The 13,222-nt window shown below is 60.5% G+C and carries 10 protein-coding genes and 1 pseudogene; 9 read left to right on the forward strand and 2 right to left on the reverse strand.

What is annotated here, in order from left to right:
* Positions 1 to 26: 26 nt before the first annotated feature.
* From NKH60_RS26450 to NKH60_RS26475, 6 genes are all read left to right on the forward strand, one after another.
* Positions 27 to 1,367 carry an adenylate/guanylate cyclase domain-containing protein gene (locus tag NKH60_RS26450; protein WP_352470889.1) on the forward strand — a complete coding sequence of 447 codons (1,341 nt, stop codon included), beginning with the start codon at positions 27 to 29 and terminating at the stop codon, positions 1,365 to 1,367.
* A gap of 149 nt (positions 1,368 to 1,516) precedes the next feature.
* On the forward strand, positions 1,517 to 3,412 hold the full coding sequence (locus tag NKH60_RS26455; RefSeq protein WP_352614644.1) for an ABC transporter ATP-binding protein: 1,896 nt from the start codon (positions 1,517 to 1,519) through the stop codon (positions 3,410 to 3,412).
* Positions 3,409 to 5,307 carry an ABC transporter substrate-binding protein gene (locus tag NKH60_RS26460; protein ID WP_023675965.1) on the forward strand — a complete coding sequence of 633 codons (1,899 nt, stop codon included), beginning with the start codon at positions 3,409 to 3,411 and terminating at the stop codon, positions 5,305 to 5,307. The genes NKH60_RS26455 and NKH60_RS26460 overlap by 4 nt, the downstream gene beginning before the upstream one ends.
* A 2-nt stretch (positions 5,308 to 5,309) precedes the next feature.
* The gene (locus tag NKH60_RS26465; RefSeq protein ID WP_023675966.1) at positions 5,310 to 6,308 is read left to right on the forward strand and encodes an ABC transporter permease; all 999 of its coding nucleotides are present in this window, start codon (positions 5,310 to 5,312) and stop codon (positions 6,306 to 6,308) included.
* The gene (locus tag NKH60_RS26470) at positions 6,305 to 7,486 is read left to right on the forward strand and encodes an ABC transporter permease (protein ID WP_352470886.1); all 1,182 of its coding nucleotides are present in this window, start codon (positions 6,305 to 6,307) and stop codon (positions 7,484 to 7,486) included. Before NKH60_RS26465 ends, NKH60_RS26470 begins: the two co-directional genes overlap by 4 nt.
* Positions 7,487 to 7,694: 208 nt before the next feature.
* On the forward strand, positions 7,695 to 8,174 hold the full coding sequence (locus NKH60_RS26475; RefSeq protein ID WP_352541938.1) for a class I SAM-dependent methyltransferase: 480 nt from the start codon (positions 7,695 to 7,697) through the stop codon (positions 8,172 to 8,174).
* 37 nt (positions 8,175 to 8,211) lie between these two features.
* Here NKH60_RS26475 and NKH60_RS26480 read toward each other — a convergent pair whose 3' ends face one another.
* Positions 8,212 to 9,627 carry an adenylate/guanylate cyclase domain-containing protein gene (locus NKH60_RS26480; protein WP_352614639.1) on the reverse strand — a complete coding sequence of 472 codons (1,416 nt, stop codon included), beginning with the start codon at positions 9,625 to 9,627 and terminating at the stop codon, positions 8,212 to 8,214.
* Between the two features lie 204 nt (positions 9,628 to 9,831).
* Here NKH60_RS26480 and NKH60_RS26485 point away from each other — a divergent pair, with 204 nt between their 5' ends.
* From NKH60_RS26485 to NKH60_RS26495, 3 genes are all read left to right on the forward strand, one after another.
* The gene (locus tag NKH60_RS26485; protein WP_352834874.1) at positions 9,832 to 10,638 is read left to right on the forward strand and encodes a hypothetical protein; all 807 of its coding nucleotides are present in this window, start codon (positions 9,832 to 9,834) and stop codon (positions 10,636 to 10,638) included.
* 91 nt (positions 10,639 to 10,729) lie between these two features.
* On the forward strand, positions 10,730 to 11,254 hold the full coding sequence (locus NKH60_RS26490; RefSeq protein WP_352470882.1) for a GNAT family N-acetyltransferase: 525 nt from the start codon (positions 10,730 to 10,732) through the stop codon (positions 11,252 to 11,254).
* 204 nt (positions 11,255 to 11,458) lie between these two features.
* The gene (locus tag NKH60_RS26495; protein ID WP_352500817.1) at positions 11,459 to 12,844 is read left to right on the forward strand and encodes a hypothetical protein; all 1,386 of its coding nucleotides are present in this window, start codon (positions 11,459 to 11,461) and stop codon (positions 12,842 to 12,844) included.
* Positions 12,845 to 12,922: 78 nt separating this feature from the next.
* On the opposite strand, the pseudogene NKH60_RS26500 reads toward NKH60_RS26495, so the two are convergent.
* Positions 12,923 to 13,133: pseudogene (locus tag NKH60_RS26500) on the reverse strand (adenylate/guanylate cyclase domain-containing protein); the annotation flags it as partial.
* Positions 13,134 to 13,222 lie beyond the last annotated feature (89 nt).

A 13,222-nucleotide genomic window follows, 5' to 3' on the forward strand; every position in this document is an offset into this window, starting at 1 on the left:
GCGGATCAAGGAGATTTCGAGATAGCATGAGCACAGCGCAAGCAGAAATTTCTGCCATTCTCATGGATAAGGTTGCCGATTGGCTGACCCAATCGGCGTTGGCGGGCAACGACCTGGAAACATTGGTAAGGGGCTTTTGTGAACGGCTGGCTGCTGCCGGCCTGCCGTTGAAGCGGGTGCATTTGAGCTTTTCGATGCTTCATCCGCTTTATGACGCGCTCGGCTTCACCTGGCTCCGCGGCCAGGGCCTGGAAGTGGAAGGCTTCCGCAAGGAGAACGGCGTTCATTCCGACAGATTCCTGACCAGCCCATACTACCATCTGCTCAGCCATAAGCTGGACCATCTGCGGCGCCGGCTCGACCCGTCGGTGCCGTCGGAATTTCCTGTTTTCGATGACCTCAAGCTGATGGGCGTCACCGATTACATGGCTTTTGTCCATCCCTTCAGCGGCAACACCAGTCAGGGCATGATCGGGTCTTGGTCCACCGACAGTGCTGCAGGCTTCAGCGACAGCATGATTTCGGCGCTGCTGCGTATCCAGAACCATCTCGCTATCGCAACCAAGATGGCGGTGCTCACCAAGCTTGCCGACAACATGATGACCACTTATCTCGGCGGCGACGCCGGCAGGCGCGTGCTCGAAGGCCAGATCAAGCGCGGCGAGGGTGATACAATCCGGGCGGCACTGGTCATGGGCGACATGCGCGGGTCGTCAAGACTTGCCGAAACCTCCGGCCGCGAAGTCTATATCGATACGCTGAACCAGTTTTTCGACGCCGCTGCTGCACCTTTCAATCGCAAGGGTGGGCAGATCATGAGTTTCATAGGTGATGGCTTCATTGCCGTCTACCCTTGCGCAAGGCACCGTTCACAGTCCGAGATCGCCTGCCAGGCTGCTCTTGCAGCAGCGCACAAGGCCACCGCGCGCATGATGGATCTTAATCTGCGCAGAAAGCAGCAGGGATTGAGCGACATAAACTATGGTATCGGGCTGCATGTCGGCAATGTGATGTTCGGCAATGTCGGGCTTACCGACCGGCTCACATTCTCTGTCTTCGGCTCGGCTGTAAACGAGGTCCAGCGCCTCCAGACCCTGACCAAGAAATATCCGCACAGCGTTCTCGCCAGCAAAGACTTCGCCAGCTATTGCGGCGCCAACAACTGGCTGGCGCTCGGCATGGAGGAACTGGCGGGCATCAGGCAGAAGCTAACGGTGCTTTCACCCGATTTGTCGGGTGCTCTGTCGCTCGACGAAGATGGTGCGCTGGAGCCGATTTACGACCGCATATCGGACGCCGAGCAGGTCATGCTGCTTCATCGCAATGCCGCGCGGCCGTCCGCGGGCGACCCGAGGAAGCTCCAGTAACCGCCACGCTCTGATCCGAACGCGTTTGGTATGCAGTCCGGTCGCCGGTTCCGCCAGGGAACTGGCGACTGTTCGAATCCAAGTTGCTCTAGGCTGGCAATGCGTTAGTCTCGCCTTCTGGACGTGCCAGAGTGGGGGCTGGTGTGAGAATGAATTTGGGCGTTGATCTGCTGCGGATCGAGGATGTTGGCATCTCTTTTGCCATTATAGGGGGACCGTTGCATGCTGTCAGGCGTGCAAATCTTCGCGTCCTGCCCGGCAAGGTTACCGCGCTTGTGGGCGAGTCCGGTTCCGGAAAATCGGTTCTCAGCCAGGCAGTGATGGGCATTTTGCCGAACACAGCCCATGTTCGCGGCCGTATCCTGTTTTCCGATCCAAAAAAGCCCGGTACGACGCAGGATATCCTGCAGATGCCGCGTGACGGAACCGAAATCCGGGCGTTGAGAGGCAGCCGCATCGGCAAGATATTTCAGGAGCCGATGACATCGCTGTCGCCGCTGCATACGATCGGCAATCAGGTCAGCGAATCCCTGCAGATTCATACGCCCATGGCCCGGGTGGAGCGCAAGGCGCGGACCGAGGAAATGCTCGGCCTTGTCGGCTTTCCCAACCCCAAGCGCGCCTATGACATGTATCCCTTTGAACTTTCGGGAGGATTGCGTCAACGCGCCATGATCGCCATGGCGCTTATCTGCCGGCCCGCCCTGTTGATCGCCGACGAGCCGACGACGGCGTTGGACGTGACCATCCAGGCGCAAATCCTGCAATTGCTGCGCGAGCTTCAGACGAAGCTGAACATGGCGATGCTGCTGATCACGCACGACCTTGGCGTAGTCGCCAATGTCGCCGACGAGGTGGTGGTCATGTACCATGGCGAGATCATGGAAGCGGGACCCGTGGAGGCGATATTCCGCCGGCCGGGCCACCCTTACCTGAAGGGCCTGATGGCAGCCGTTCCGCATTTCGACCTGAAGCCCGGCGAAAGGCTAAAGGCGCTCCGCGAGGTGCCGGTGAATGTCGGGAACCTGCTCGGCAAGCAGACGGCGCCGGCATCGAAGGGGCCGAACGACCTCCTGCTATCGGTCAGCGATCTGACAAAGACCTTCACGATCCGCAAGTCCGGATGGTTCGGCGGAGATCATCAAACCTCTGTTCGCGCCGTGGACGGCGTGAGCTTTGATATCAGGCGGGGTGAGTGCCTGGGTCTTGTCGGCGAAAGCGGCTCCGGCAAAACCACCGTCAGCAAGATCCTCATGCGGGCTGTCACCCCTACCGGCGGCTCTGTGATCTTCAATGGCCGCGATGGTCCGATCGACGTCTTGGAAGCCGAGGGAGACGCCCTGCGCATGCTGCGCGCGAAAATCCAGATGGTATTCCAGGATCCGGTTTCGTCGCTTTCACCCCGCATGACGGTGGAGAACATTTTGAGCGAGCCGCTGGAAATCCATCGACGTGGCAATGCCGCGTCCCGACTCGCCACGGTCAAGAGCCTGATGCAGGCAATCGGGCTCGACCCGCGCTTCATAAAGCGTTATCCGCATAGTTTCTCCGGCGGGCAGCGTCAGCGTATCGGCATCGCGCGCGCGTTGGCGCTGGGGCCTGAACTCCTGATCTGCGACGAGCCGGTTTCGGCACTCGATGTCTCTGTCCAGGCGCAGATCCTGAACCTTCTGAAGGACCTGCAGAAAGAACTGGGCCTGACCTACCTGTTCATATCCCACAACCTCGCGGTGGTGGACTACATGGCAGACCGTATCGCGGTGATGTGCGGCGGGCGTATCGTCGAGCTCGCGCCGCGCGAAATTCTGCTTAGGAAACCGGTCCACCCCTACACGCGCTCATTGGTCGCCGCAGTACCTTTCCCCGATCTCGACAGGCCGATGGATTTCAAGACGCTGAAACTCAGCGGCGCTTCCGACACCAGCGCATGGGGACCGCAATTCCGCGACGAGGGCGACGAGGATATGCTGTCGCCGCTCGATCTTGGCGGCGGCCACCTCGTGCTGGCCCGACGTTCGGCCGATTTCAGCGAGCTACGCCATTGATCAGCCGGCGCACCGTCCTTGGACTCATGGCTTCGGCATTTCTGCCGGGCACGTTGCGCGCCGGCGATCTGGAGCCGGAATTTCTTGAGCCGCAGCTGAAGGCCAGAGCGCTGCCGGCACTCGCCGAACGCCTGCCAAAGCGCCCGCGCGCGTTGAATCTCGCTGCGATGGGCCGGCAGCCCGGCCAATATGGCGGCACGCTGCGCACGATCATCGGCAGCCAGAAAGATATCCGGATGATGACGATCTACGGGTACGCTCGCCTGGTCGGCTATGACGAAAAGCTTAACCTGCAAGCCGACATTCTCGAAAGCTTCGATGTAGCGGATGATCGTGTCTTCACTTTCAAGATACGAGAAGGACATAAATGGTCTGACGGTAGCCTGCTGACGTCGGAGGATTTTCGCTATTGCTGGGAAGATGTCTGGCTGAACGATGAGCTTTCGCAAGGCGGGCTCGCCCCGGCCCTGCTGGCGGACGGCAAGCCGCCACGCTTCGAGATCGTCGATCCGTTGACAGTCCGCTATAGTTGGGATGCGCCCAATCCCGACTTCCTGCCCAAGCTCGCCGCTGCTTCGCCCCTATCGCTTGTTCTGCCGGCCGCCTATCTCAAGCAGTTCCACAAGAAATACCAAGATCCATTCCGGCTCGCCGGCCTAATGAAGGAGAACCGGGCCCAGAAATGGACGCTCTTGCATATCCGCATGTCGCGGCAGTATCGCCCGGAGAACCCGGAACTGCCGACGCTCGATCCCTGGCAGAACCGGACCAAGCCGCCGGCTGAGCAGTTCGTCTTCGAGCGGAACCCGTTCTTTCATCGAATAGACGAGAATGGCCGGCAACTGCCTTATGTCGACCGGATTGTCATGAATGTCAGCTCGTCGGCGATCATTTCCGCCAAGACCGGTGCGGGCGAGAGCGACCTGCAAGGCATGGGAATTGACTTCACCGATTACTCCTTCCTGAAGGATGCGGAGAAGCGCTACCCGGTGAAGATGCATCTCTGGAAACGCACACAAGGTTCGCGGCTGGCGCTGCTGCCCAATCTGAATTGTGCCGACCAGGTGTGGCGTGGCCTTTTTCGTGACGTGCGCGTGCGCCGCGCACTTTCGCTCGCTGTGGACAGGCGCGAGATCAATTTGGCTGTGTTCTACGGATTGGCGCAGGAAAGTGCCGATACGGTCCTGCCGGAGAGCCCGCTCTACCGGCCGGAATTCGCGAAAGCCTGGGTCGCCCATGATCCCGACCAGGCCAATGCCCTGCTCGACGAGGTCGGGCTTCAGGCGCGTGACGATGACGGCCTGCGGATACTCCCCGACGGACGCCCGGCGCAGCTCGTAGTGGAAACGGCCGGCGAAAGCACGCTGGAAACGGACGCGCTCGAGCTCATCACCGATCACTGGCGCAAGATCGGCATCGCCCTGTTCATCCGGACTTCGCAGCGCGACATCTTCCGCAGCCGCGCGCTTGGTGGCCAGATCATGATGTCGATGTGGTCGGGCATCGACAATGGCGTGCCGACCGCCGACATGAACCCCTACCAACTCGCCCCCACCGTCGATGACCAGCTGCAATGGCCGCTCTGGGGTGCTCACTACTTGTCCCGTGGCAAGGTCGGCGAAGCGCCCGATCTTCCGCCCGTGGTCGAGTTGATGGCTTTACTCAAGCGCTGGAACGCATCGACCGAAGCCACGGAGCGCGCCGAGATCTGGAATTCAATGCTGTCGATCTATACCGATCAGGTGTTTTCGATCGGCACGGTAAACGGAACGCATCAGCCGATTCTGGCATCCTCGCGGCTGCGCAATCTGCCTGACAAGGCGCTCTACGGCTACGACCCGACCGCCTATTTCGGTGTCTATATGCCGGATACATTCTGGCTTGGAGAGTCCTGAGCGTGCTTCGATATTTTGTCTGGCGTATCGCCGTGATGGTTCCAACGCTGCTGGTCATATCGGCACTGGTGTTCACGATCATCGAACTTCCCCCAGGCGACTATTTCGACAGCTATGTTGCCGAGCTTCGGGCTCAGGGCGAAGCGGTGGATTCCGATCGCATCGAGATGATGCGCAAGGAATATGGTTTCGACAAGCCACCGGTCATTCGCTACTTCTACTGGGTCGGCGGGATGCTGCACGGCGATTTCGGCTATTCCTTCGAATATGAGCTGCCGGTTCGCGACGTCGTCGGGGACCGAATGTGGCTGACGGTGCTGGTTTCCTTCGTCACGATCATCTTTACCTGGCTCATCGCCTTTCCGATCGGCATGTACTCCGCCACGCATCAATACAGCTGGGGCGACTACGGCCTGACTTTCTTCGGCCTTCTCGGCCTTGCGATTCCGAACTTCATGCTGGCGCTGATCCTGATGTATTTCGCCAACATCTGGTTCGGAACGTCTATCGGCCATCTCATGGACCAGCAATATCTCGGCGAGCCGATGAGCTGGGCCAAGGCGAAATCGATCCTCGCCCATCTCTGGATTCCGGTCTTGATCATCGGCACCGGGGGCACGGCAAGCATGATCCGGCGGCTGCGCGCCAATCTGCTCGATGAGCTACATAAGCAATATGTCGTGACCGCGCACGCCAAAGGCCTTCATCCCTTCAGGGCGCTGGTCAAATATCCGCTGCGCATGGCGCTCAATTTCTTCATTTCGGATATCGGCTCTATCCTGCCGGCCATCATCTCCGGTGCCGAAATCACGGCGATCGTGCTGTCTTTGGAAACGACCGGGCCGATGCTGATCAAGGCGCTGCAAAGCCAGGACATGTATCTCGCAGGGTCGTTCCTGATGTTCCTCGCCTTCCTGACGGTCATCGGCGTCCTGATTTCCGACCTGGCGCTGGCGCTACTTGATCCGCGAATTCGTTTGCAAGGCGGCAGCACCAAATGAACACGCAATCGCCGCTGCCCGCTCCGGGTGCCCCACTGCAACACTACGTTTCCATCGAGCCCTTTGACCTGCAGTCGGTCGAGGCGATGACGCCGGAGCAGGAGAAGGTCTTTCAGGCGTCGCAGTTGCGGCTGATGTGGTGGAAATTCCGTCGGCACCGGCTTGCCCTTGTATCCGGCATATTCCTGGCAGCGCTTTATTTCGGGATACTGATCTGCGAGTTCCTGGCGCCCTACGATCTGCACACGCGCAACATGGACTACATCTATTCGCCGCCGCAGCGGGTGCACCTGTTCCACAACGGCGAGTTCGTCGGGCCGTTCGTCTATGGCCGCCAGATGACGCTGGATATGGACACGCTCAAGCGGAACTACATCGAGAACCAGGATGATGTTCAGCGGATCCGTTTCTTCTGCAAGGGCGATAAGTACCGGTTCTGGGGCCTGATCGAAGGTGACAGGCATTTTGTCTGCCCCGCCGAAAACGGCCAGCTCTTTCTGGCCGGCACTGACAGGCTGGGGCGCGATGTGCTCTCGCGCATCATCTATGGCGCCCGCATTTCACTGACAATCGGCCTCGTCGGCATCAGTTTCAGCTTCCTGCTCGGCATTGTCATCGGCGGACTGGCCGGCTATCACGGCGGTATCTTCGACCTGATCGTCCAACGGATAATCGAAGTTCTGCAATCGATCCCCAGCATTCCGCTATGGCTGGCTCTGGCGGCGATCATGCCGATAACCTGGAGTCCGATCCTGATCTATTTCGGCATCACCGTCATCCTCGGGCTGCTCGACTGGACCGGACTGGCGCGGGCCGTGCGTTCAAAGCTTCTAGCTTTGCGCGAGGAGGATTACGTTCTGGCCGCGCAATTGATGGGCGCCAGAAGCAGCCGCATTATCGGGCGGCATCTCATTCCCGGCTTCATGTCGCATCTGATCGCGACGGCGACGATCTCCATACCCGGCATGATCCTGGGCGAGACGGCGCTGAGCTTCCTCGGGCTCGGCCTGAGGGCACCGATAACCAGCTGGGGCATCCTGCTCACCGAGGCGCGCAGCGTCAGCGTGATCGCGTTCTATCCATGGCTGCTTTTGCCGATGCTCCCCGTCGTTCTCGTCATCTTGGCGTTCAACTTCCTGGGCGACGGGTTGCGGGACGCCGCGGACCCCTACAAATGACATCGCTGTTCCGCCGCGCGCTGCGCCGCCGATTCCACCCGGTATGATCCTTGTCGGCAGCCTGTTCGCTTGTTGCAGTGTTCATCGTTCGCCTCTACACGCGGCAAGACTCGATCGGGGTTTAGCTCGTCGGCCTGGGTTTCAGCCGCGAAACGCTCTGGTCGGGGGCAGTTGATTTCGTGAACTGGTTCTGGACATACAATCGCACATGAGTCGCCTTGACAGTTTCATCCGGAGGATGACCGCACAGCGCGACATACTCGATCATGTCTGCGCCGAGGTTGCGAAGATGGAGGGCCCCGTGCTCGAGCTCGGCCTCGGCAATGGCCGGACGTTCCACCATCTGCGCGAGCGCCTGCCCGGACGCCGGATCGTAGCGTTCGATCGCGCACTTGCCGCACACGCCAGCTCAATTCCCGAAGCTGAAAACCTCGTGCTCGGCGAAATACGCGAGACGGCGAGCAGGTTCATTGGCATCGACGCCGCTCTTGTTCATGCCGACATCGGCACCGGCTATGAAGATCGCGATGCAGTGACCTCTACCTGGCTTCCCGATCTGACCGCGCGCCTGCTTCGCGTCGGCGGCATCGCGGTCAGCGGCACGCCGCTCGATCACCCGCAGTTGCAACGCCTCTCGCCGCCACCTTCGATTGCCGCCGATCGTTATTTTATCTGTAGGCGCGTGTGAGGGGCCGGGACGAGCCAACTCTTCAGGGGCCAAGCCTTCAGGGGATCGTGTATACTGCTATCTCCCGGTCAATGCCTCGCAGCGAGACCTCGTGGGGCACGGGCGTCAGCGCGTTCCTATGTAAGAGATCGGCGGTGAGATTGTCGTCGACCACCGCTCGAGTGGCGAAGATCGCCTGTGCGTTGGCAAGGTTCTGCACCCGCGAAGCAATGTTGACCGTCTGGCCGAAATAGTCCTGTCGCTCATTCATCGACACGGCGATGCAGGGGCCGGCATGGACTCCGATCTTGAGCAGCAGATCCTCGCGGCCGCTCTTGTCGTTGAGCGTACGCATGGCATCGCGCATCCTGAGGGCTGCAGCAATCGCACGATCAGGCGTCGCGAAGGTCGCCATCACCGCATCACCGATCGTCTTCACCACCGCGCCTGCCTCCGCCGTGACGATCTCGTGCAGAACCTGGAAATGCTCGCGCACGAGATCGAAGGCTGAAAGGTCGCCCACCCGCTCGTAAAGCTCGGTCGATCCGCGCAGGTCGGTGAACAGGAACGTCAGGCTGGTGATCTTCAGGCGCTGGTTGATGTCGAGTGTATCCGTGCGATAGAGATCGCGGAACGTCTGGTTGGTGAGCAGGCGCTTGGCGGTCAGGAAGGGCCGGCGTTTGCCCAGGAAATCATGCAATGTCTGGCCGGCGATGAAGACTGTCGGCAGCACGCGGGTGTCGGTCCGGTTTTCCAGCGAAATGCGCAACGGGCCGGGTTGCATCTCCAGCGTCTGGTTCTGGACATGGTCGCGGTCGAAGGCCAAAGAGAGGCTCCGGCGCTCCTTTGTTGGTTCGCCCTTCCCGTCGATGAACTGCGCTGAATGGGTGACCGGCTCGAAGACGATGATGAATTCAGACGGAAGCTGTATGGTCAGAACCGCCTTTTCACCGGGCGCAAGCTCGATATCCTCCAGCGAGAACGCTTCCAGCTTTTTCACGAAATCCTCTTCCGGCAGATCGACGCCGGACGCCCAGTAGATCTGGCGGAAATATTCCGCCACCGGCAGTTCGTGTGGATTGTGTGCGGCAATCCTGCGCACGCGGGGACTGACGGTGAATGTCACCTCGACCATCTCGTCGAGAGTCGGTGAATAGCCCTCGGAGCACAGCGCGCAGGTGTATTCGTCCTTTTGCAGGGTTTTCAGCGTGGCGTTGGTGTCGAGCACACCGCCGCAGCCGGGGCACAGAACATTCCAGGAAATGTCGAAGATGCCCACCCGCGCCGCATGGAGAAAGGCGCCTATTGCGCGCTCCTCGTCGAGGTCATGCTTGCTGGCGAAGGCTGGCGCATTGATGCGGCAAAGTTCGCGGTCCTCGCCCTCCGCGATGGTTCGCTTCATCGCGTCAATCGCCTGCGGATCGACATCGGCCGATTGTCGCAGAAGTGAGAATAGATCCTGAGCTTCGTTCATCGTGCAGGCTCCGGAAAATGCACCTCGAGGCGTTTTGACCGGACCGATCTTTGGTCCGAGTGTTCCATCTTACTTCGAAACGGACCGTACGGCCATTCGAATGGATAAGCCTGGTGACCGTTCAATTTCCATTCGGCGGATTTTAACCGGCCGCAAGCAGCACTATGATGGTCCATGGAGCATTCATCTTTGGGATTTTCTTCCATGCCGACATCAGACAATCCGCCATTTCCCGCGGTCCTGCGCCTTTTTTCTGCGGGGGTCATCGTCGTCCTGATCGTAGGCGCCGGCCTGTTTTTCATGCCTGCGCTGGTGAAACCGGGCTGGCCTTGGGCCGTCACGCCGTTCAATGCGCGCTTCCTCGGTGGCTTCTACACCGCCGAAATGGTCGTGATGGCGGCACTGCTGGTCTGGAATCGCTGGTCGCCCGGCAGGCTCGTGCTCGTCATGGCCTTCATCTTCACCGTCATCGTGTCGGTGGCTTCGTTCATCAATCTCGGCTATTTCAACTTCGAGCGCAAAGCGCCTTGGCTGTGGTTTTTGGTCTATCTTGCTTCGGCCGCGCTATCCGGGCTGTTCCTGTGGCGGGCCAGGGCCCGTCCTTCCGCAAAAGGCGTGACCTTAAATCCCGCATGGCGCGGCTACATGCCGGCGGAATCCGCGATCCTTGGGCTCTATGGCGTCGGCCTGTTGCTGTTTCCCCTGACATTCAGTGGCATCTGGCCATGGCCGATCGATGCCTTCCACGCTCAGGTCTACAGCGCCATCTTCCTCGCCGGTGCGGGCGGTATATATCTCGTCTGGAGAAGCGCGCCGCGCGAGGAACTGCTGGTGATCGGGTTGGCGCAGTTTCTGGTTGGCCTGCTTGCCATCCTCGGCGTCGTCATCACCGACGCTGCGGTGCACCGGATCGACTGGACGGCGACCGGGACATTGTGCTGGCTCGCCCTTTTCGGCTGGATAGGCATCAGCGGCGTGTTCAAACTCTACGCTGCCTCCCGGTATTTTTAGCCCGCAATCGGTATCATAGGTCAGAGACGGCTGGATTTTCAGGTGGCGTCCGGTGCATCGTACCGGGCCGATTGCCTTCGCCGGGAACGCCATGACCAGCACGACCTCGCCACCCGCCGAGAAAATCCAGCCGCTGCTGCGGTCCGTCCGGTCAAGCGATGCGGAGGCGCTTTGCGCTATCTTCAACATGCCGGGCTTCCGCTGGGGCACGCTCAGGATGCCTTTCGAGATGGTGGAGCAGGTGGCGCGGCGCATTGCCAAGTCCGGCCCGGAAACCACCTGGATCGTTGCCGAGCTGGACGGCAAGGTCGTCGGCCATGGCAGCCTGGTCGTGCAAGGTTCACCGCGCCGTTCGCACATCGGCGAGATCAATATCGGCCTTGACGATGCCTTTGTCGGCAAAGGTATCGGCTCTGCCATACTTGGCGCGCTGCTTGACGTGGCCGACAACTGGCGCGCCCTGAAGCGAGTCGAATTGACCGTCTATGCCGACAACGAAGCGGCCCTCCGTCTCTATAAGAGCCACGGCTTTGAGATCGAAGGCCGGCATGTGAAGGCCGGCTTTACCGACGGGCAGTACCACGACCTCCTGAGCATGGCCCGGCTGCGGTTCTAAGATCCGCTGTTTGCCTTAGCTGTTTGGCCAATCTGACAATTCGTGCCGAGGCAGCGAACAGGGGATTGCTCAAGGAGAACTGCGTAGGATACGGTCATTTCGTCTCACACCACCTTGATCGAATTGACGATCTATGTGGGCCGGCCGCATCCAGCAAGTCTGGTCTCGCTTGGCGTTTACACCGCAAGCGGCTAGACGGGACCAATGACCGCCGTCTTTGATCCAACCCCTACCCCTCCGCGGGAAATTCTGGCTGTGCTGTCGCTGCTCTGCCCGGAGGTCGTGCGCGACATCGAGCAGAACTGGAATGCACCGGTTTCCGATTACGCCCGCCATCTGTGGCGGCCGGTGGCAAGGCCTGCATCGGGCCCGGCGATCGCTGCCCGCTCGATCCTGCGCGAAGTCCTGCATCAGCGCCTCGGTAGGATCATGCAGCCTGAGGAGATCGGCAAAGCCCTCGACGAGTTCGAGCACAGACCGGTGATTCAGTCCGGCCTGCACTGCTTGCTTCTGATGGACCGGATCACCTTCGATGCCCTTCTGCTTGCCTGGCTCGGCGCGGTCGAAAACGGGCTGTCGGCCTTCGTCGGCTTCATGGGAACGACGATGACCATGGAGACAGTTGGCCGGGAGGGGCCGGGATGGCTCGATGTCGGCGACGACAAGGTCAACCTGTTTGGCATGGGGCGCCACAAACTGTGCCGCAAAAGCGCCTGCGTGGCCGGTCCCGTCTCCATCAACAAGCGCGCGCTCGAAGCGGTGGGCGATGAAACGGATGCCAGCCGCTGGCTGGGCACACTGCTTGCCAGCCGGGACAAGGTGTTTGAAACCGCCGCCGATGCGCTGACTGAACTGAATGAGGATCTGGTCGCCAATTGGGATCGTGCCGGCATGGCCCTGCCGGTTTTCGTCGATGATCGAGTCGCCGCGGCTGCCATGGCGCGGCATCTAGAATATGACGGCAGCCTTCTTTCCAGGCTGCTGATTGAACCCGCAAGACGCCAGCGTCTCGAACATGCCTGGCAAGAGGCCGCATCGAGCCCATTTGGCAGATTCCTGCCCAATGCCACGGACTATTTCTGGGGCATCCGCGAGGAGCGCGTGCGCAAGCTCGTTCTCGAGAACGGGCACCTGATCGAGCCCGACAGGCCGCAAGGTCTTTCCATCCCGTTCGAGCGGCCGTATCTCAGGCAGGCGCTGCTGGACGGCGTGCTGCTGCCGAACTTGTTCCTGACGTTCCTCGTCCTTGCCATATTGCCGCGCGTGCGGGTCGTGGGCGGCCTGAGACAGATTGGCTATGTAGCGCTTTTCCACTCGATCCTCCTGGCCGTGCTGGACGAAAACGTGCCGGAAGAGCGCGATCTGGCCGCGGAACTGCAGGTTCGGGAAAATGCCTGGGGCATGCGGGTCATCGATGAAAAGATCTCAGTCCGCGAGCAGCTTGCCGTCCTGCCGGAAGGAGCGCTCTTCCCGGACCTGCTCCGGCAATACCGATTGCGGACATTTGCCGAGACGACCGACGACCTGAAACTGGTTCGCGAAAACGCCAGATGGCGCAAGATCGGCCAGGCAGAGATCAAGCCGACCTGAGCCTAATTCGCAACCGCAAGCGACGGCGATCCATCGGGGAGCCTCTGGCGTCTGACCCCGCCGCACAGGCCTCACCTGTCATTGCACCACACCGCCCTTGCGGAGCCCATCCACCACGTGTTCGAAATCGACCGGTTCTTGTGGCAGACCAAGACTTTGTAGCGGTATCCAGCGAATAGTCGCGATTGACGCGAAGCACCTCCTGCTATGGCGCGCGGGCCTCGGCGAAGCGGCCCAGATGACCGTAGCTGGCGGCCAGAAACGCGCGCGAGACGTCGGTGACAGCGTTTGCGAGCCAGCCGTTGCATCAGAGGTCATGGGTAGCGGTCTGCCACCGGACCCACACGGATCGCCCGCTGCCGCTTGCCCGCCGACGGC

The sequence above is a fragment of the Mesorhizobium sp. M1006 genome (assembly GCF_040318825.1).
Lineage (GTDB): Bacteria > Pseudomonadota > Alphaproteobacteria > Rhizobiales > Rhizobiaceae > Mesorhizobium.

Excerpts from the sequence above, each read along its gene's own strand:
- NKH60_RS26450 (WP_352470889.1), top strand. The coding sequence starts at position 27 with ATGAGCACAGCGCAAGCAGAAATTTCTGCCATTCTCATGGATAAGGTT.
- NKH60_RS26455 (WP_352614644.1), top strand. The coding sequence starts at position 1,517 with ATGAATTTGGGCGTTGATCTGCTGCGGATCGAGGATGTTGGCATCTCT.
- NKH60_RS26470 (WP_352470886.1), top strand. The coding sequence starts at position 6,305 with ATGAACACGCAATCGCCGCTGCCCGCTCCGGGTGCCCCACTGCAACAC.
- NKH60_RS26475 (WP_352541938.1), top strand. The coding sequence starts at position 7,695 with ATGAGTCGCCTTGACAGTTTCATCCGGAGGATGACCGCACAGCGCGAC.
- NKH60_RS26480 (WP_352614639.1), bottom strand. The coding sequence starts at position 9,627 with ATGAACGAAGCTCAGGATCTATTCTCACTTCTGCGACAATCGGCCGAT.
- NKH60_RS26485 (WP_352834874.1), top strand. The coding sequence starts at position 9,832 with ATGCCGACATCAGACAATCCGCCATTTCCCGCGGTCCTGCGCCTTTTT.
- NKH60_RS26490 (WP_352470882.1), top strand. The coding sequence starts at position 10,730 with ATGACCAGCACGACCTCGCCACCCGCCGAGAAAATCCAGCCGCTGCTG.
- NKH60_RS26495 (WP_352500817.1), top strand. The coding sequence starts at position 11,459 with ATGACCGCCGTCTTTGATCCAACCCCTACCCCTCCGCGGGAAATTCTG.